Source organism: Brucella sp. 22210 (assembly GCF_052045675.1).
Lineage (GTDB): Bacteria > Pseudomonadota > Alphaproteobacteria > Rhizobiales > Rhizobiaceae > Brucella.
The window spans coordinates 67182-86838 of sequence record NZ_JBQEPD010000017.1; the positions used below are offsets into that span (position 1 = coordinate 67182).

Here is a 19657-nt window from a genome sequence, read left to right on the forward strand (position 1 = left end):
ACAATGCTGTGCATTAGAAGCAAAGGCAGGCTAGTCGGCACAATACAGAATAATAGCTCACCCCTATCGTCACTCTTCTGTATTAGAGATATTTAGGCTTCAGACGGAGCAGAACACAGCGCGTGCTCGAATGTTCCATTCGCGGGAACTTGAGCCACGGCTCGGCAAAGGTCTATAGAAAAACGCGATATCCGTATTCTTTCGTAATAACTGGCCCGAATGGCAAACAGAATCTTTGATGGCCGCTTTTCTCTCACAATACTGTTTCCAGAAGTGGAAGAAGGGCCGCACCGAGAGCGCTTGGAGCCTCCGTTACTTCGGCAACGACCAGACGAGGATTGGAGCGCGGCACGCCGTGCCGTGGCATATTGTTGAAGAGTGTCCTCTCAATCAACATGCGGGCGAGGGTGTGCGGCAGTTCGCCTCCAAGAACAATCATTTCCGGATCAAAAACAGCACAAAGCGCGTTGATTGCTCGATTATGGGCAGGCGTTACTCTTTCGATCCACTCACTAAGTCCTGTCCAGTCAGGGGTGATGGTCCGTACCAGTTCGCCAAGTGTGAGCTCTGGCCGACCTTGCAGGCGCATGGCTTGTAGGAGGAGGTGCAGAGCGGGTCGGCTATTGCTTTCCTCAAGTGTGAACATGGCCGATAGTTCACCAGCATTACCAAAGCCGCCGCGAAAAAGTCGGCCATCGACTATCAACGCACCGCCGTAACCGTAATTATGCGCAATATAGGCAAAGTTCTTCATATTGCGCCCAACGCCGGATACCGCCTCTGCAAGACCTGCCATATTGGCGCTGTTATCCACCCAGACAGGGTGTCGAAGCCGTTTGCTTATAAGAGGCGCAAGGTCGGTCAAAGCCCATCTGTAAAGCGGTTGAGGCGGATTGAACTGAGAGCCCGACATACGATATCCAGCAACGGCAAGGCCAATTCCGAGTATATCAAGGCGTGAGACTCGCCGTTTGGCCAGCATTTCGTCCACGGTTGCCTCGATCAACGTGATATCCGTGTCGAGATCCACGCCTTGTTCGGGAAGCTCACATATTTCAAGCAAACCACTGAAACCCATTAATGCGACACTGATCGAGCCGACATTGACCGAAATGCCGACCGTCAGACACCAATCTCGATTGGGAGCCAGGCCGGGGCTGCGTGGGCCCGAGCGACCAATGCCGCCCTCCGTAAAGACGACCATGCCACGGTCATGTAGTTTCTCAACAATGCGGTGAAGCGATTGCTGAGTGAGACCAAAGGGTTCGGTCAGGGCAGAGCGTGTGATGCCTGGATTGTCCCATATCAGACGCAGCAAGTCTCGTTCGTTGCGTGAGGCAACACAGCGGTTACGGCCTTCACGCAGGAAGCGGTCAGCTATGTGATCGAAGGGGTCATATGTCATCGCGCTTTTCCGCCGTCACAAAATATATACACACAAAGTGTACATCAGAATTACGCACAAAGTGTACATATTGCCGCGGTGGCCAGCAAGCGGAAACGGCCTACCGCCACGTGTATCCAGAGAGGATATTCTGATGAAAGCCATTTTTGCATCTGCAATGATTTCGGCAGCGCTGATATCGCCGCAAGCGAATGCCGCAGAAATCGAGTTCTGGCATGGGGTGACGGGTGTCGCGGAGACGGCCATTGAATCTGCCTGCAAGGCGTTTAATGAAAGCCAGTCCAATCATCATGTTAAATGTGTAAGCCAGGGCGAATATACGGTCGCCTCGCAAAAGATGATTGCTGCTGTCCGTGCAAAACAACATCCGGTTCTTCTGGCTTTTCCCGATGCGGGAACGCTGGACCTCATGCTCTCTGGTGCCGTTCTGCCAGTAGTTGAAGCCATGCCTGATGTGGACTGGAGTAACTATCTCGAGGGCGCGCGCTCTTTCTACGAAACTTCCAAAGGTGATCTTTATTCACAGCCCTATAATTCGTCGACGCTTATTCTCTTCGGCAACAAAAAAATGCTCGCACAAGCAGGCATCGACACACTTCCGCAAACCTATGAAGAACTAGCCGAGGATGCAAGAAAGCTTAAGGCAGTCGGCATTGCGTGCCCTTATGTAACTGATGCTCATCCCTGGCGAGTACTGGAACAAGTTGCGGCCCGTCATGGTGAACCGATTGCCAGCCGCGCAAATGGCTATGAAGGTCTCGATACTGAATATGTCTTCAACAAGGGCGTTATTGCGAAGCACATTGCCAATATTGTCGAATGGCAGAAGGAAGGCATCCTCAAACTGGAGCGTGATACTAGAGCAGGCAAGTTTTCGGATGCCTTCAATTCTGGTGAATGCGCGATGACGGAGAATTCTACCGGGGGTTATGGTGCCTCCTACACGGCACTCGGTGACAAACTCATCGTTGGCATGGTGCCTGTCTATGACGGTTACAAGCGTTACAATACGCTGGTTGGTGGTGCCTCTATCTGGATCATGAAGGGTCATAACGAAGCGGAGATTACTGCGGCAAAGGAGTTTCTGAATTTTCTGCGTCAGCCTGACCAGCAGATCGCCTTTACGCGTTCTACCGGCTATCTGCCAGTTACCAAAGATGTCCAGAAAATCACGCAGGACGCGGGCATGTGGAATGATGCGCTATTCGCGTCTTCGCGGGTCGGCACCGAGTCGCTCGGCATGCCACAGAATGATAACAGCCGCGGTCTGCGCCTCGGTTTCAGCCTACAGTTCCGCGACATTTTCAAAGAAGAATTGGACAAGGCCTTTGCTGGTCAGCAAACGGCACAGGCTACGCTCGATAATGCCAAGTTGCGGGGTGACGCGTTGTTACGCCGTTTTGCGCAGACCTACAAAAACGCCAAGCTGCCATGATCTCTCTCATTCCGTCATCGGGGCTAACAGGTCTCTCATATAGCGCGTTAGATTTTCTTTGAAGAGAAAACCCATGTTTCCATCATTTTCAAGCCGATGGATGCCCTTCTGGCTTACCTTGCCAATGCTTATCATCGTCGTGATGTTTTTTTACATCCCCGTCTATCTGTCTTTCTGGTGGTCGTTCACGTTGGAGCAACCTTTCGGGGGCGATGCGGAATTTGTCGGCTTGCAGAATTACGTGCGGGTACTCTCTGACCCGATTTTCTGGGATGCGTCCGTAAGGACACTGGTCTTTATGCTCTTCGGCTCTAGTCTGGCGATTATCGTGCCTCTCATTCTTGCGCTTGCGGCGGACCGCAAGGTGAGGCTTTCGGTATCCGCACGAAATATCCTGATCTGGCCGAAGGGGATCGCTGGGGCTTCTATCGGCGTCGTCTTTGCCTTTATCTTCAATCCATTTGTCGGTGTTTTCTCGCCGATCAATGCCGTATTCCCTGGCCTATGGAACCCTGGCGTGAACGGAACGGATGCATTCATCATGCTTCTGGTTGCGCATGTGTGGAATGGAATTCCTTTCAATTTTGTTATCTTGCTGGCTGGTCTTCAAGCCGTACCGCGTAGCATGATGCAAGCTGCTGCCATCGATGGTGCTTCGCCTTGGCGGCGCATTTGGGATGTGCAATTGCCAATGCTGGCACCACAGCTGTTTCTGACATTCGTGCTGGAATTCACTGAATCCGTCGTTTCCGCTTTCAGTCTTATTGATACAATGACCCAAGGCGGACCAGGCGGAGCAACAAGGCTGCTTGTCTACAAGATCTACCAGGATGGATTTCTGGGTTTTGATCTGTCTGGAGCTGCGACGCAATCCACTATCCTCATGGCGTTTGTCGTTTGTCTTGCGGCATTCCAATTCTTCATTCTTGAAAAGAGAGTGCGCTATGAACGGTGATATCGTTGAAAACACGAAGGGCATCGATCATGTTGCAAACACAGTGCTTGCCGCAGGAATGCTCTTCATTCTGGGCCCGTTGGTCCTAACGATACTGACAGCAAGTGTGAGCTACGAAGATTTCGTTCGTAATGGTGTTTCGTTGGTTCCTGGTAGCGCTCTGTTGGACAATATTGGTCGCGTCTTTACGACCACCAAACTTTCTGGCCAGTTGTTCAACAGCTTTATCGTCGCGCTGGCTGTGGCTGGGCTGAAATGTTTGTTCGCTTTTCTGGCAGCTTTCGGGCTGGTGTTCTTCCGGGTGCGGTACGCGCCGATCTTGTTCGGTATAATCATGGCCAGTATCATGCTGCCGCTGGATCTGCGAATTGTCACAACCTACCAGATTGTTGCCAATATCGCCTTGCCGCTCAATGCTTTTTTGAATGTGTCGGGGCTGAATGAACTGATCGAACGAGTGTTTGGAGCTCCAGCGACACTGGAAATAAACCTACTCGATACCTATGCGGGTTTGATACTGCCAGCGCTTGCCACCGGCACCGGTGTTTTCCTTATGCGACAGTTCTTTCGCACTATTCCATCTGATATCGTTAAGGCAGCGCAGATGGATGGAGCGGGCTGGTTCCGCTTTATGTTAGATATTGCGCTGCCTCTTGCTCGCACCAACCTAATAGCGCTCTTCATTTTGATGTTCCTCGGCGGCTGGACCATGTATCTATGGCCACTTCTTGCCTCGTCAACATCCGAAATGCAGACCGCTGTCGTTGGCCTTGCCAAGCTCAATAATGCTTCAAGCGGCGATGTTCCTGATTTTCCATTGATCATGGCCGGCACACTGGCCGTATCCATCTTGCCTTTAGTCATGATTGCCTTCTTGCAACGCTTTATCGTTCGCGGGCTGACTCTGACGGAGAAGTAAAATGAGCGCAGAAATCCGTTTGGATGCAGTAAACAAATTCTATGGCGATACCCATGTCATCCAGGAAATGAATGCTCGTTTCGAGGCTGGCGCATTTACGGTTATTCTCGGCCCCTCAGGTTGTGGAAAGTCGACACTTCTCAACATGATTGCCGGGTTGGAGCATGTCAGCGGCGGCCGCATCCTGATGGACGCTCGTGCGGTTCAAGACTTGCCACCTAAAGAACGAAATCTCGCAATGGTGTTTCAGAACTATGCGCTCTATCCGCATATGACGGTGGCTGAGAATATAGGTTATGCGCTCAAGATCGCCGGTGTTGGCAAAAAAGAACGTGTAGCACGGACCACCGATGCTGCCCGCGCGGTGGCGCTGGATGATTATCTCCACCGGCGACCGGGAGAGCTTTCCGGTGGTCAGCGCCAGCGTGTCGCGATCGCTCGTGCAATCGTTCGGGAGCCTTCAGTGCTGTTATTTGATGAACCACTCTCCAACCTTGATGCGCAATTGCGCCATGGCACACGCATGGAACTTGCCCAGTTGCACCGCCGTATCGGAGCAACCAGCATCTTCGTGACCCATGATCAGGTTGAGGCTATGACACTCGCGGATCGGATCATGATCCTCAACAAAGGTAAAATCGAACAATACGATACGCCCGATGTAATCTATCGCCGCCCCGCTACACGCTTTGTTGCCGAATTCATTGGAATGCCGCCGATGAACCTTCTTAATGCGGATATCACCGAGGGACGGATCATCTTAGATGGGATCGGTTTGGCCGAAACCACAAGAGAACCGGGCGCGACGGCACTTGGCATTCGCCCGGAAGCAATCCGGATAAAAGCCGACGGTATCCCTGTTAGGGTAGATTATGTGGAGGATCTTGGCGGACATTATGTCCTCGTCACCAGCCATTCTGACGGGCAGCGGCTACAAATTTCAGCTGTGCTCAATCAGCGCCCTGTAAGTGGCGAAACATTGTCTGTCGAGCTTCCAGCCGACGCCCTTCATCTCTTCGATGCAATTTCTGGCAAGCGGATCGACTGTGAAATCTGTTCTCTTGCGAAGGCAAAGCATGAAACCCTATATTGAATTTCTAAGAGATTTGAAGCAGCCTCCCGCAATCGTTGCGCATCGTGGTGCTTGGCGACAGCAGGCGGAAAACTCCATTCCCGGGCTTCTCGCAGCTGCTGATATGGGGTGCGAAATCGGAGAGATCGATGTCCAGCTTTCCGCTGATGGGCATCTTTTTCTTTTGCATGACGACGATCTTGCGCGCATGACGGGACACTCGGCCACAGCCCAGGAACTACCAATTTCCGAGATTGTCGGGCGGCGTTTGCGCCATGGCATGGGAGAGGGAAAGGACAGCATCGGCTTCAGCGATGCTGTTCTGCCGCGTTTCGAAGAGCTTCTGGAGGCTGTTCGTGGGCGGATCTATCTAGATGTGGATGTCAAGCATGGTCGCAATCTCGCGGCGGTGGCAGAAGCGATTTCCGAGGCCGGAATGAGCAGCCAGGCAGCGATAAAAACTGATGTCACGAATGAACAAGATGCGATTCATCTCCAAATGCTGCGCGATGAACATTGCCTTTTGGTCATGCCAAAGATCTATTTTGAAGAACACAATGCCGACGATCTTCTTGGTATATTGGCGGGACTTCAGGTGCCTGTTTGCGAAACCAAGTTTGACCAGCTGGAGACCATAACAAGTCGTCGTGAGCAATTTGAACGCCTGGGTATTGCGGTGTGGGTCAATACGCTCGATATCGTGGAATGCTGCGGCTTTAAAGATAGTATAGCCGTTGAATATCCTGACGAAATCTGGGGAGTTCTTGTAGAAGGCGGGGTCTCATTGATACAAACGGACTACCCCGAGAAGCTCCACGCTTGGCGGCAGCGGAAGGCAAAGATCTGACTGCAAAGCAACACTTCGGTGTAAGCCTATATGACGTTGGTTGGTCTCTGATCGGTTCCGGAAAACCTCGGCGTTCTGTTCGAAAACGCAGGTACGACTGTGGCCATTTGCAAGCGTAGGTAACCCGTCATTTCCATATGAGAGCTGCTCCTATGCTAGGATGCTGGGTCAGTGTTGTCACGGTAACAGCTTGTTGGGACCCGCTGGGATAGATGCAGGCGTATGAAGAGCTTGCCCATCTGCTACAAACGCTACCGTTTTCCGCCAAGATCATCACCTAGGCGGTGTGGCTCTACTTTCGCTGTCCGATGAGCCTGCGCGTGGTCGAGGAAATGCTGCTGAAGCGTGGTATTGTCGTTTCGTATGAGACCATCCGTCGATGAGGACTGAAATTCGGCCCGGACTATGCCCGTCGGCTCCAAAGGAAGCGTCCCGGCCCAAACCATATCTGGCATCTGGATGAAGTCGTCGTCAGCATCGCTGGTAAGAAATATTGGCTTTGGCAAGCCGTCGATCAGGACGGATACGTCCTTCATGAGATAGTCCAGAACCGCCGCAGCACCAAGGCCGTCAAGCGATTGCTGATACGCCTATTGAAGAAACAGTACGTCGCGCCAAAGCGCATGATTACAGACAAGCTGCGATCCTATGGAGCAGCCCGGCGGAAAGTGATGCCGGCAATCGAGCGCCGGTCGCACAAGGGCTCAACAATCGAGCTGCGAAAGCGGGAAAGGACGATGCAAGGTTTCCGATCACCAAGAAGCCTCCAACACTTTATTTCGATCTTCTCGGCTGTTCGCAATCTGTTTGTCCCGCTCCTCAAGACAGTGTATATGCGGTGTCGGGGTCTGTCGGCTTCTTATACGCAGACTTGACCGTTCCGCTTTGCGTTCGAACACAGATCGCTGTCTCTTCCTTTGATACGTTCAGACCAACAAAAAGCGGTTCTATTTTGCTCTCCTGTGTTTAACGTGGCCATAGTAGCGGCGGGAGAGCGCTGACGATCAATTACTCCGAGTCTCGTCAACGCGCCAGGACCTGGGCGTGGGTCGTTTGTGTATCTGGGCTTGTGCGGCGATCTGAGGATAGTAGCGAACAACCCATCGGTTCAAAGTCGCATGATCGACTGTTGTGTCCCGCTCAGCCACAATTTCCTGAAGCTCGCGATAGGAGACGGGGTAGTGCACGTAAAGGAAGACGGCATGCAGGATGACGCTTTTGGGAAAATAAGCCACTTTGAAATCGACCGTCGTCCGCTTTCGCCTCAATCAATGACAGACACAGACTGGGACATAACCTGACAGGAGTAAAATGTCTGCGACAGAACCGAAATCGCAGCATAGTTGCGTTCAGAGATAAGGCTGCTTTTTGACCAGCTAAAGCTTTGGATATAATTCCGTCGTTATTCATCCTCCCTCACACAGGGATTCCTTTCCAATGAAGCCCCAGACTTTGGAATGGCTGCCTTTGATACTTTACTAAAACCATAGACAATATGCTCTACAAGGAGTGGTTCTATGAAGGTTTTAGGCATCTATGGCAGCGTCAAGCGACCGTCACGCACGGCGCGGCTAGTCGATTCAATTCTCGCGGGCATCGCGCGCAGCGCTGATGTTGAGATTGACAGGATCGATCTGGTCGATGCCGCACCGGTTCTGTTCCGGGCGCTGCGCGCCGACCAACTGGATGCGGCCGGTCGAGCCATTGTCGATGCCGTAGAAGCGGCGGATGTCCTCGTGGTTGGTTCGCCCGTCTATCGTGCGTCCTATACCGGCGCGCTGAAACATCTCTTCGATCTTGTTGATTTCCGCGCCTTGCAAGGAAGGCGCGTTGTTCTTGCCGCGACGGGCGGCTCGGCCTTGCATGGCCTCATGCTCGAACACCAGTTTCGCCCACTATTCGGTTTTTTCGGCGCGGTTACCATTCCAACGACGGTCTATGCAGTGGAAGCGGACTTCACGGAATATACCTTGTCCAATCCAGCCGTTGAGGCGCGTATCGAGCGCGCCGTTTTGGAGCTGTTCGATCTTTTGCCCGCCATTTCCCGTATCGATGCGACCGCTGGTGTCGGCGAGCGGGCTTTTCGCATCATATCCGACGAAGCCACGACCAATTGATGATTACCTAAGGAGTTGAGCCATGACAGAACACAGCAAAAATCCCGTGAAATTCGCCTATTGGGTCCCGAATGTTTCTGGCGGCCTCGTCATCTCGAATATTGAACAGCGCACCAGCTGGACGATTGACTATAACCGCAAGCTCGCGCAGATCGCTGAGGCGAACGGTTTTGAATATGCGCTGAGCCAGATCCGTTTCACGGCGGGTTACGGTGCAGAGTTCCAGCATGAATCGGTGTCGTTCAGCCATGCCCTTCTCGAATCCACCAAAACGCTGAAGGTGATCGCCGCCATTCTGCCTGGGCCTTGGAACCCGGCGCTTGCCGCAAAGCAGATTGCCACGATTAATCATCTCACCAATGGCCGTGTAGCAGTCAATATTGTCAGCGGCTGGTTCCGTGGCGAATTCCATGCCATTGGTGAGCCTTGGTATGATCATGACGAGCGCTATCGCCGTTCGGAAGAATTCATCCGCGCGCTGCGGGGCATCTGGACCGAGGAAAGCTACACGTTCCATGGCGATTTCTATCGCTTCAACAACTATTCCCTGAAGCCCAAGCCACTCGATCCGCAGCCTGAAATCTTTCAGGGTGGTTCGTCGCGCGCGGCGCGCGACATGGCATCGCGTGTGTCCGATTGGTATTTCACCAATGGCAATACCCCGGAGGAAATCGCCAAGCAGGTTGACGATATCCAGACCAAGGCAAGAGAAAATAATCATTCGGTTCGCGTTGGCGTGAACGCCTTTGCCATTGTACGCGACACGGAAGAAGAGGCGAAGGCCGTTTTGGCCGAGATCATTGAGAAGGCCAATCCCGAAGCGGTCAATGCCTTTGGTCACGAAGTGAAGAATGCAGGCAAATCCTCACCGGAAGGCGAGGGCAACTGGGCGAAGTCCAGCTTCGACGATCTTGTACAGTACAATGATGGCTTCCGTTCCAACCTCATCGGCACGCCGCAGCAGGTGGCGGAACGTGTCGTCAAGCTGAAGCGGGCTGGCGCCGATCTTATTCTGCTTGGCTTCCTGCATTTTCAGGAAGAGGTCGAATATTTTGGCAAGCATGTTATCCCGCTGGTGCGCGAGCTGGAAGAAGCGGAAGACAATGCGGCGCTAGCCGCCGAATAAAGCAGCAGATTTAGGGAGCGGCGTTGATCGCCGCTCCAGCCCGACGCGGACACAATCGTGTTTGCGAACGGATTGTTGTGTCCATTCGACTACCGGAATGCCCCTATTGAATTCGAGTAAACACGGAACGAACAATGTCGGCATTGCATTTCCTGATCGCAGATTTTGATGCGGAAACGGCTGCGCACCAGCAGGCAGCAACCGAGATCCCTGCTACGCGCCCGCAGTCCGATTTGGCGCTTGACTTGCGCAGCATTGGTCTGTCGTTCGGTGGCGTCGTTGCCTTGCAGGATGTAGACCTTGGTGTCCAGCATGGAGAAATTCGTGCGATTATCGGGCCGAATGGTGCCGGTAAAAGTTCGCTCATCAATGTGATTTCCGGCGTTTATCGGCCAAGTCATGGTCAGGTCGCTATTGGTGGCAAGAGCTATGATCCGGTGCCGACGCAGAAGCTGGCGCATCTCGGTGTTGCGCGTACCTTTCAAAACCTTGCCCTTTTCAAGGGCCTGAGCGTTCTCGACAATGTCGCGGCGGGGCGGGCTTTTGCAAACCGTTCGAATTTTCTGAGCCAGATTGTCGGGTTGCCGCAGGCCCGCCGTGCACAGGCGGATGCCCGCGAACGCGCAAGCCGCGTCATCGATTTTCTGCATCTGTCGCACTATGCTGACCGGTTGGCGGGCACTCTGCCCTATGGTCTGCAAAAGCGGGTAGAACTTGCCCGTGCTTTGGCGGCTGCACCGCGCATTCTCCTCCTTGATGAACCGATGGCGGGCATGACCGCCACCGAGAAGAACGAGCTTGCCGATTATGTTCGGCTGGCACGGGACGAATACGACATCACGGTTGTTCTGATTGAGCACGATATCGGCGTGGTGATGGGCCTTTCTGATCGTATCGCGGTGTTGGATTACGGGCGCAAGATTGCCGATGGCACGCCACAGGACATTTTGTCTGATCAGCGTGTCATTGATGCCTATCTCGGTGTGGCGCCGGAAAATGAAGATGGGGAGGGCATCTGATGGGTGATTTTGATTGGATGTTCTTCACGGAAGTGCTAATCGGCGGGCTCTTGTCGGGCGTGATGTATTCCCTCGTCGCAATCGGCTTTGTGCTTATCTACAAAACATCAGGCGTGCTGAACTTCTCGCAAGGGGCGTTATTGCTTTTTGCTGCCCTGACTTTTGTAAGCCTCACGGAGCGGGGCGTGCCGTTCTGGGCTGCCTTCGCCATTACATTTGCAGCCATGGTGATCATCGGGATCGCCATTGAACGTAGTGTATTGCGGCCACTGACCAACAAGCCGCCGATCACCCTCTTCATGGCGACGCTCGGCCTATCCTATATCATAGAGGGCGCAGCCCAGCTTCTATGGGGCACGCAGGTTCATGCTCTTGATCTCGGGATCGAAGATGTGCCCTTCGATGTCGGTGGCATCTTCATCAGTCAGTTCGATATTTTTGCCGCCGTTGTTGCGGCGGGCATGGTGGCGCTGCTGTCTGTATTCTTCCGCTATACGCGGATCGGTCTGGGCTTTCGTGCGGTCGCTGATGATCAGTTTGCCGCCCTTGCCGTTGGGTTGAGGCTGCCGTGGATATGGGCCAGTGTCTGGGCTGCCGCAGGTCTGGTCGCGTTGGTTGCTGGCCTCTTATGGGGCGCGCGTCTCGGCGTGCAATTCTCGCTATCGCTGGTCGTGTTGAAAGCCTTGCCGGTTCTGGTGCTCGGGGGCTTCGATTCCATCCTCGGCGCGATTGTCGGTGGATTGTTGGTCGGTGCGTCGGAGAAGCTTGCCGAGGTTTATATCGGCGAATATTTCGGCGGCGGCATTGAGAGCTGGTTTGCCTATGTGGTGGCGCTCGCATTCCTCCTCATCCGTCCGTCTGGCCTGTTTGGTCAGAAGCTTGTGGAAAGGGTATGACCATGTCCACTATAGCCGTCAGTCATTCCCGTCACATCACACTGCCGCGTTATGCTGCTCCACTTGTGGTGTTGGTGATAGCCTATCTCATCATTCCCTTTATCGGCACGAGCTATCTCTTTGAGGCTATTCTTCTGCCGTTTCTGGCCTTGAGTCTCGCCGGCGTTGGTCTCAATCTTCTGACTGGCTATGCAGGCCAGGTTTCACTTGGCTCGGCCGCGTTCATGGCGGTGGGCGCTTTCGCGGCTTATAATTTCAATCTGCGAATTGACGGATTGCCTTTACTTGTCAGCATCGTTTTTGCAGGACTGGCTGCAGCGGCGTTTGGCGTTGTTTTCGGTCTGCCAAGCCTGCGCTTGCGCGGCTTCTATCTCGCCGTTTCCACGCTCGCGGCGCAGTTCTTCGTGCAATGGGCGCTGACCAAGTTCGGATGGTTCTCCAATAATTCGGCCTCCGGGGTCATTGATGCTCCGGCGCTGTCCATTGGGGGCATCCCGTTCGAGGGACCAGTTGGACGCTATCTCTTCGCGTTGACAATTGTGGCCGTTGTCACTTTTCTTGCCCATCGTCTGGTGTCGTCGCAGACCGGGCGTAATTTCATCGCTGTAAGAGATAATGAGACGGCGGCGCGTATCATCGGTGTGCCCGTTTTGCGGACAAAGCTGCTCGCTTTTGCAGTGTCCTCCTTCATCATCGGCGTTGCCGGTGTGCTCTGGGCTTTTGCCTATCTGCGTACGGTGGAACCGGCGGGCTTCAATCTCGACCGGTCTTTCCAGATATTGTTCATCATCATCATCGGTGGTCTCGCATCGATCCGCGGAGCGTTTTTCGGGGCGGCGCTGATTGTCGTGTTCCCGCTGGTCCTGTCGCGGGCAGGCGCGTTCATCCTCGGTGATGTGTTTGATTCCGGCGTCCTGGATATGACGCAGCGCATTGTGGTCGGCATCTTTATCATCCTGTTTCTGGTCCTTGAGCCTAACGGGCTCGTATCGCTCTGGGACCGGCTGAAAACAAGCTTTACGGCAGCCGTCTGGCGGCCACTCAATCCGGGAAGCCCGTAAAGGCTCCCCGCTATCCACCAAACCAGAACTGAATCCTTTAAAGAACCCGGATGACAATCATTGCATCCGACAGACGGAGTGCGTCCAGAAATGACCTTATATACAAAGATCAAGGCCTTGGCGGTTGCTACCGGTATCGGCCTTACCGCCTTCGCGCTCCCGGCCCAGGCCGACGAGCAGTATTTTCCGCTTCAGAGCTATCGGGTCGGCCCTTACGCCGCTGGTGGCACGGGTTTCTTTGGAGGCTTTATAGATTACCTCAACCTGATCAATATCCGTGATGGTGGAGTTAATGGGGTCAAGCTGACCTGGTCGGAAGCCGAAACGCAATATGAGGTCGAGCGTGGCGTAGAAGCCTATGAGCGTCTGAAAAGCAATCCGGGCATTGCTGCATGGAATCCGCTTTCGGTAGGCATCGCCTATGCGATGATCGACCGTATCACGCAGGACAAGGTGCCATTGATTACCATCAATCATGGCCGTACGGATTCCACGGATGGTCGGGTGTTCCCCTATGTTTTCCCGCTGCTGCTCAATCCTTACTCCGAAACCTCGGGCATCGTGAACTACATCGCCTCCAAGGAGGGCGGTCTTGATAGTCTCAAGGGCAAAAAGATGGTGGTGCTCTATCACGGCTCGCCTTATGGAAAAGAGACCATTCCGATCTATGAACTGCTGGCAGAAAAATATGGTTTCGAATTGCAGCAGATTGAGGTTCCGCATCCGGGCAATGAACAGCAGTCGCAATGGCTGACGATCCGCCGAGCCAAGCCAGATTATGTCGTGTTGCGTGGCTGGGGCGTCATGAACCCGGTCGCCCTCAAAACAGCGGCAAAAACCGGCTTTCCGGTCGATCATATCATCGGTAATGTCTGGTCGAATTCCGAAGAGGATGCAATCCCGGCAGGTGACGCCGCCAAGGGCTATACGGCAATCACGACACAGGCTTCCGGTGCAGAATATCCTGTCGTGCAGGAGATTGTGAAGACTGTTTATGATGCAGGCAAGGGCAATCTTGAGGACAAAAAGCGCATAGGTTCTGTCTACCACAATCTGGGTATCGTCAATGGTATCTTGAACGTCGAAGCTATACGCATTGCGCAAGAGAAATTTGGCAAGCGGACGCTGACCGGTGATGAGGTGCGCTGGGGCTTTGAACATCTGCAACTCGATCCAGCGCGCGTCGAAGCTTTGGGTGCAAAAGGTCTGTTTCACTCCATCAATGTTACCTGGGACAACCACGAGGGTAACGGCTACGTGACGTTCCAGCAGTGGGACGGCAAAAAGTGGAATGTCGTTTCCGACTGGATTGCACCAGACTGGGCCCTGCTGCGTCCGATAATTGAAAAGTCCTCGGAAGCCTATGCGGCGGAAAAGGGCATCAAGCTTCGCACTGCCGCCGATGCGGACGTGGCGACAAACTGACGTCTGCAAGCACATAATGCGAGCGGCGATAATGCCGCCCTGGATTACTCGTTTAAGGGGTTTATCATGACGCTCGGAAACAATCTTTTGACGGTAGAGGGACTCTACGCGAGCTATAATCACTCGATTGCGGCTCTCCATGGTGTGGATTTGTCGATCAAGCGCGGCGAAGTCCTCGCTATTCTGGGTGCCAATGGTGCGGGAAAATCCACAACGTTGAAGGCTGTCTCGAACCTGCTTCCGGCAGAGCGCGGGCAGGTCAATGCCGGGCGCATTGTCTTCGACGGTCGCGATGTGACCCGGGAACCGCCAGCGAGACTGGTGCGTCTCGGTCTTGTTCAGGTGCTGGAGGGTAGGCATTGCTTCAAGAGCCTCAATGTCGAGGAAAACCTTATTTCAGGCGGGTTGGGTCGAGGCGGATCACGCTTGGAAATCGCTGCTGATCTGGAAAAGGTCTATGAGTATTTTCCGCGACTGCGTGATAAGCGCCGTGCGCTTTCGGGCCTCACGTCTGGCGGAGAACAGCAGATGACGGCCATCGGTCGCGCCTTGATGTCCCGTCCCCGGCTTCTGGTGCTCGATGAACCCTCAATGGGACTGGCTCCGCTTGTCGTTCAGGACATTTTCCGCACCCTGCGTCGGCTCAATCGTGAGGAAGGACTTTCCATTCTTGTCGCCGAACAGAATTCGGCGGTGGCGCTCACTTATGCCGATCGAGCTGTCATTCTTGAAAATGGGGTTAGCGTGCTTTCCGGCACGGCAGCCGATCTCAAGACGCGCGACGATGTGAAGGCGTTCTACCTTGGACAAAAGCCAGTCGAAGGTTCCGCAACTCTTGCCCATCTGGCCCATTGAAACCGAAAAGCACAAGAGGAGACATGAAATGACTGTTGCAAATCTAAACACCAAAGATGTGAGCCGTGGTGTCCCAGCGGTTCCGCGTCCGAGCGAACCGGCTCACATTATCCGCAGCGATGCAGAAGCCATTGAGATTGCGCATAAGCTCGCAGCGGAAATAGCGCCGGGTGCCGCAATCCGTGACCGGGAACGTATCTGGCCGGTCAAGGAGCTGGACGCCTTTTCCCAAAGTGGCCTGTGGTCGATCAACGTTCCAAAAAAGTTCGGAGGACCGGAAGTTTCCTACGCAACGCTCGCCAAAGTGATCGAGATCATTTCAGCGGCTGATTCCTCGATCGGACAGATCGCGCAGAACCACCTCGGTGTTATCGCCGCTCTGCGCACCGTCTCCGACGAAGCACAGCAGAAACTGCTGTTCGGGGAAGCGCTGCGGGGCACGCGTTTTGGAAATGCTTTCTCTGAATTCGGGTCCAAACGTGCGGCGGATTTTGAGACCAAATTCGTCGATGCTGGTGATCATGTGATCGTCAACGGCCAAAAGTTCTATTCGTCGGGTGCCTTGCTGGCCCATCTGGTGCCGATCGTGGCGCTCGATGAACAAGGTCGAGCCTGGTACGCAATTGCTGAACGGGATGCTCCGGGCCTGACTGTCATTGATGACTGGTCTTCCTTCGGTCAACGCACGACGCTGTCAGGAACGGTTATCCTCAATGATGTGAAGGTTCCAAAAACCCATCTGGTGCCGGGCTATAAGGGGTATGAGGTGCCGACAGCCGACGGAGCGATTTTCCAGATTATCCAGGTTGCTGTTGATACGGGCATTGCCAGGGCAGCTATCGATGAAACTGTCTCTTTCGTGCGGACCAAGAGCCGCGCTTGGGTAGATAGTGGTGTCGATCAAGCATGGGATGATCCTTATACGATTCAGGCAGTTGGCGATCTTACACTACGTCTACATGCCGCGCAGGCGCTGCTTGAAAAGGCGGGTTATGCCATTGATCGCGCTATTGACAACCCTAATGCCGAGACGGTCGCAGAGGCACAAATCGTGACGGCTGAAGCCAAGATATTATCGACGGAAATTGCGATAGCTGCCACGAACAAGCTGTTCGAGCTTGCCGGTACCCGGTCAACACTAGCCGAGCACCAGCTCGACCGACATTGGCGCAATGCCCGCACCCATACGCTGCACGATCCGGTGCGCTGGAAATATGCAATACTCGGCAAGTATTTCCTGAACGACGAGAAGCCGCCCCTTCACGCCTGGAGCTAAAGGCTAGATGCTAGATGCAAGGTGGAGAGCCTCTTATGGTTCTCCACGCATACCTGCTTGAAGGGTTCTTTCGGTTCTGTCGCAAACATATTATGCCTGTCAGGTTGTGTCCCAGTCAGTGTCTGTAATTGATTGAGGCGGAAGCGGATGGCGGTCGATTTCAAAGGGGCTCATTTTCCCAAAAGCATCATCTTGCATGCCGTCTTCCTTTACGTGCGCTACCCCGTCTCCTATTGCGAGCTTCAGGAGGTTGCGGCTGAGCGAGGCATAACAGTCGACCATGCGACTTTGAGCGGAACGGTCAACTCTGCGTATAAGAAGCCGACCGATCCCGACACCACATATACCGTGCCTTGATGAGTGAACTGGAGCATATCCGATGCGTCGTCCTGGAAACGGGCCGGATGGCAAACTCAGCCTGCGTGGCTTGCCGATTGTCTGTATTGATGCCCGTCAGGCACACGCCGTACTAAGCCAGATGCACAATAAAGCCGATAAGAATGATGCTGGCAGAGCTTGCTCGTACCGGGTTCTACAAACGCATTGAAGTTAAAAGTCGTGTTTCTCAGAAACGCAGAGCCTTGCTGCGCGCGCGATGTTGCCCGTGAAGGCTCTATCACGCCATCCATGATGATCAGCGCGACATGGGTCCCCATGGGCTAGAGGCTTCGTGCGAGGGACTCGGCTAAACTGCGTTGGGTAGCTTTAGCAGCAGCAAACGCAGTGGTCATCTTGCCGCCTCGATGCGAAGCCGTCACGCAGACGATGATGAAATTATCCCGGCCAGTTACTTCCATGTTGATGCGAAACCATTCCTTGCAGAGAAAGGCACCCATCGCATTCACCCGCCACGCTTGTTCGAAATCCATTGTGCTCGTGTCCAACAGTTCTCTGAAAACCCCCGTCACTGCATTGAAAAGTATTGTGTCGACTGATCCAAAGCGGCCTTCGATCTCCGCAAAGGCACCAGAAACGGATTTGAGGTCGGTCACATCGCGGGCTATTCCGACCGCTTCAGGCACGTCTCTCACGACGGCCTGAAGCGTATTGTTATGCCATGCAATCGCGATTGCGCGGTATCCGTTATCAGAGAAACGACGCGTGAGCGCAGTCGCCTGCTCCAATGACAACAGCTAATGGCTTATTATCCGACATGGTCACCTCTCCGTCTCAAGCCCGCCGCAAGTTAAGGCGGGATTCAAAAATGATCCCGATCTGGCCTGACAAGATCAACATGGCACATGCAGACAGAATCCAACTGTCCTCGATCCATGGCTTATGGAGCTCAAACGTACCCTGTAACATCATCAGTCAGCCGAAGGTAAAGTTCTGCATGAGTGCAACACCGCAACCGAAGCCACCACTTGCTAACGACAGATGTCAAGCGATGAAAACGTTGATATGAGGCCGGAGAAGTATCATTATGCTGAGAAGCCCGATCGCTGTACGCTCAATTCGGCAATAAGGGCATGCATAGACGAGATGGGAAAAGTTCATCACCCAAACGCCTGCTCTGATGATGATCGAGACGACCCCAAAGAATACAAGATGCTTATTGATGTCGATGAAGGGCAGAGTAATGGGTGCGGCCTCGTGGCCTGCTGAGGTAAATAGCATGGCGTCCTCCTATTTGTGTTTGAGTAGTATCAACATCGACCGCTGTTTAGAGCCTTGTAGGGACGCATTATGCCGTTGATCACCGGAGGTTTTCGCTACTGATACTCAATGAGTATAGAGCGGAAGACGCAATCATTCGTTCCCAATATTACATTGATATTATTATTATTTTGTATCAACTCTCCGGTGCTTGCACTCTTGAGCCAGACCTGAAGAGTGTCGATTCCTCACGGAAGACGTTGCGCTGCCTCCTCGTCCGATATTTTTTCTCCAGCTCTATAGCTCGTTGGTTCGTAACCGGCACCATAATCTTAACTTTGATGTAAGTCTCAACGGTGGATAAGAGGGTATGCACGACAATTACTCCTCGCTTTGTTACCGCCATCGCTCTCCGCTGAGCTTTCGCATGGCCGAAGGCATGCTGGCATACTGAGGGATTATCGTCACCCACTAGACAGTGCGCCAATGGGCTGAGAAGTTCGGATGAGATGGAGTTGCCCCTTAAAAACCGGACATTTTCAGGATTGAGCATTTCGGCTCAGGAACTCTCGTGGAGATTGATATCCTAAAGCCTTGTGCGGGTGAAGATTGTTATAGTGCTCGAACCATGATGGCAGTTGAGCCATGACAGTTTCGGCGTCCGGCGTCGGGTTGATCCGGACATAATCGCGCTTGAATGTTTTGACGAAAGCCTCAGCCATTCCATTTGACTGCGGGCTGCGCACTGGTGTTCTGCACTGTTCCATACCGATATCCCGGAGCAGGGACGCGGTGTTTTTCGCAATGAAGCATGAACCATTGTCGGTAAGCCACTGGATGGGCTCTGCCAGCATATTGATGCGCCCGAAGCGGTTTTCTACCGCCGTGATGACAAGGTCCTGTACATCTTCGCTCTTGATGCCTTCTGTCGTGGCCACATGAGCGATTGCTTCCCGATCACAGCAGTCGAGCGCAAATGCAACGCGGACCTTTTCCTTGTTGTCGCACGTGATCTCGAAGCCATCGGAGCACCATCTGGTATTGGAGCGCTCGACGGTGACTTGCCCGTCGTGTCTGCGTTCACCGGCAGCTCCGGTATGGCGCTGAAGGAGCAGATCATGCCGCTTCATCACGCGATAAACACGTTTGGCGTTCGGCCATGAACGCCCCTGTTCACGGGCCTTGCGCCGCAGAATGGCATGAACGCGCCGATAACCATAGGTCGACATTTCTTCAATGACCGCCTTGATCTGAGCAACCAGATCAGCGTCGGGAAGCGGAGGTCTCCCTCGGGCTCTGGAAAGGGTGCCTGTGGCGCGTGCAGCGATATTCGACCGGGCAACGCCTAACGTCTCGCATAGCGCCTTCATCGCAAAACGTCCTTCGGCAGCGAGATTGAGTGCAGCAGTCGTTTTTTTGGGCCGTTGGCGATTTCGAGGGCCTCCTTGAGAATTTCCCCTTCCATCGTCTTCTTGCCCAGAAGGCGCTGTAATTCCTTCACCTGAGCCTGAAGCGCCCGGTATTCCGAGGCAGGGACAACCTCCTCTTCGGCTGCGGTGGCAACCAAGGCACCCTGCGATGCAAGCTTGCGCCACGCGAACAGCTGGTTAGGCGCAATGCCATGACGACGGGCGACCAGACTGACCGTCGCGC

Annotated in this window: 16 protein-coding genes and 3 pseudogenes; 15 read left to right on the top strand and 4 right to left on the bottom strand. The window is 53.7% G+C overall.

Translation table 11 applies throughout. The annotated features are described in order from the left end of the window. Positions 1-253: 253 nt before the first annotated feature. Positions 254-1405 carry an ROK family transcriptional regulator gene (locus ACTJKP_RS18755; RefSeq protein WP_440631751.1) on the bottom strand — a complete coding sequence of 384 codons (1152 nt, stop codon included), beginning with the start codon at positions 1403-1405 and terminating at the stop codon, positions 254-256. A 133-nt stretch (positions 1406-1538) separates the two neighbouring features. Here ACTJKP_RS18755 and ACTJKP_RS18760 point away from each other — a divergent pair, with 133 nt between their 5' ends. The 6 genes and pseudogenes from ACTJKP_RS18760 to ACTJKP_RS18785 form a co-directional block, all read left to right on the top strand. Then, positions 1539-2840, top strand: a complete 1302-nt coding sequence (locus tag ACTJKP_RS18760; protein WP_440631752.1) for an extracellular solute-binding protein — start codon at positions 1539-1541, stop codon at positions 2838-2840. Between the two features lie 73 nt (positions 2841-2913). Continuing rightward, on the top strand, positions 2914-3795 hold the full coding sequence (locus tag ACTJKP_RS18765) for a carbohydrate ABC transporter permease (RefSeq protein ID WP_440631753.1): 882 nt from the start codon (positions 2914-2916) through the stop codon (positions 3793-3795). After that, complete coding sequence (locus ACTJKP_RS18770; RefSeq protein WP_440631754.1) at positions 3785-4714, top strand: carbohydrate ABC transporter permease; 930 nt, start codon at positions 3785-3787, stop codon at positions 4712-4714. Before ACTJKP_RS18765 ends, ACTJKP_RS18770 begins: the two co-directional genes overlap by 11 nt. 1 nt (position 4715) lies before the next feature. After that, positions 4716-5807: an ABC transporter ATP-binding protein gene (locus tag ACTJKP_RS18775; protein WP_440631755.1), complete on the top strand. Its 1092-nt coding sequence runs from the start codon at positions 4716-4718 to the stop codon at positions 5805-5807. Further along, entirely contained in the window at positions 5791-6633 is an 843-nt protein-coding gene (locus ACTJKP_RS18780; RefSeq protein ID WP_440631756.1) for a glycerophosphodiester phosphodiesterase family protein, read from the top strand. The genes ACTJKP_RS18775 and ACTJKP_RS18780 overlap by 17 nt, the downstream gene beginning before the upstream one ends. Before the next feature lie 222 nt (positions 6634-6855). After that, positions 6856-7448 (top strand): annotated as a pseudogene (locus ACTJKP_RS18785) (IS6 family transposase); the annotation flags it as partial. Positions 7449-7649: 201 nt separating this feature from the next. Here ACTJKP_RS18785 and ACTJKP_RS18790 read toward each other — a convergent pair. Then, positions 7650-7901 (bottom strand): annotated as a pseudogene (locus ACTJKP_RS18790) (IS6 family transposase); the annotation flags it as partial. 249 nt (positions 7902-8150) lie between these two features. Here ACTJKP_RS18790 and msuE point away from each other — a divergent pair. From msuE to ACTJKP_RS18835, 9 genes and pseudogenes are all read left to right on the top strand, one after another. Then, positions 8151-8750, top strand: coding sequence for an FMN reductase (msuE, locus tag ACTJKP_RS18795; protein WP_440631757.1), 600 nt, complete (start codon positions 8151-8153; stop codon positions 8748-8750). Positions 8751-8772: 22 nt separating this feature from the next. Next, positions 8773-9876 carry a dimethylsulfone monooxygenase SfnG gene (gene sfnG / locus ACTJKP_RS18800; protein WP_078339988.1) on the top strand — a complete coding sequence of 368 codons (1104 nt, stop codon included), beginning with the start codon at positions 8773-8775 and terminating at the stop codon, positions 9874-9876. 134 nt (positions 9877-10010) lie between these two features. Next, the gene (locus ACTJKP_RS18805) at positions 10011-10895 is read left to right on the top strand and encodes an ABC transporter ATP-binding protein (RefSeq protein WP_440631758.1); all 885 of its coding nucleotides are present in this window, start codon (positions 10011-10013) and stop codon (positions 10893-10895) included. Next, positions 10895-11791: a branched-chain amino acid ABC transporter permease gene (locus tag ACTJKP_RS18810; protein ID WP_440631759.1), complete on the top strand. Its 897-nt coding sequence runs from the start codon at positions 10895-10897 to the stop codon at positions 11789-11791. Before ACTJKP_RS18805 ends, ACTJKP_RS18810 begins: the two co-directional genes overlap by 1 nt. 2 nt (positions 11792-11793) lie before the next feature. Continuing rightward, positions 11794-12852, top strand: coding sequence for a branched-chain amino acid ABC transporter permease (locus ACTJKP_RS18815; RefSeq protein ID WP_440631760.1), 1059 nt, complete (start codon positions 11794-11796; stop codon positions 12850-12852). Between the two features lie 90 nt (positions 12853-12942). Continuing rightward, complete coding sequence (locus tag ACTJKP_RS18820) at positions 12943-14277, top strand: ABC transporter substrate-binding protein (protein WP_440631761.1); 1335 nt, start codon at positions 12943-12945, stop codon at positions 14275-14277. Positions 14278-14343: 66 nt separating this feature from the next. Continuing rightward, complete coding sequence (locus ACTJKP_RS18825) at positions 14344-15132, top strand: ABC transporter ATP-binding protein (RefSeq protein ID WP_440631762.1); 789 nt, start codon at positions 14344-14346, stop codon at positions 15130-15132. A gap of 28 nt (positions 15133-15160) precedes the next feature. Beyond that, positions 15161-16408, top strand: coding sequence for an SfnB family sulfur acquisition oxidoreductase (locus tag ACTJKP_RS18830; RefSeq protein ID WP_440631763.1), 1248 nt, complete (start codon positions 15161-15163; stop codon positions 16406-16408). A gap of 147 nt (positions 16409-16555) precedes the next feature. Then, positions 16556-16702: pseudogene (locus ACTJKP_RS18835) on the top strand (IS6 family transposase); the annotation flags it as partial. A gap of 365 nt (positions 16703-17067) precedes the next feature. Here the strand turns inward: ACTJKP_RS18835 and ACTJKP_RS18840 are convergent. Together ACTJKP_RS18840 and ACTJKP_RS18845 are read right to left on the bottom strand one after the other, a co-directional pair. Then, the gene (locus ACTJKP_RS18840) at positions 17068-17532 is read right to left on the bottom strand and encodes an SDR family NAD(P)-dependent oxidoreductase (RefSeq protein ID WP_176168347.1); all 465 of its coding nucleotides are present in this window, start codon (positions 17530-17532) and stop codon (positions 17068-17070) included. Positions 17533-18543: 1011 nt separating this feature from the next. Beyond that, a protein-coding gene (locus ACTJKP_RS18845; RefSeq protein ID WP_440630270.1) for an IS3 family transposase occupies positions 18544-19657 on the bottom strand; the annotation gives its coding sequence in 2 pieces (ribosomal slippage) (positions 18544-19427 and positions 19427-19657; 1115 coding nt annotated over the 2 pieces). This gene is flagged as partial in the annotation.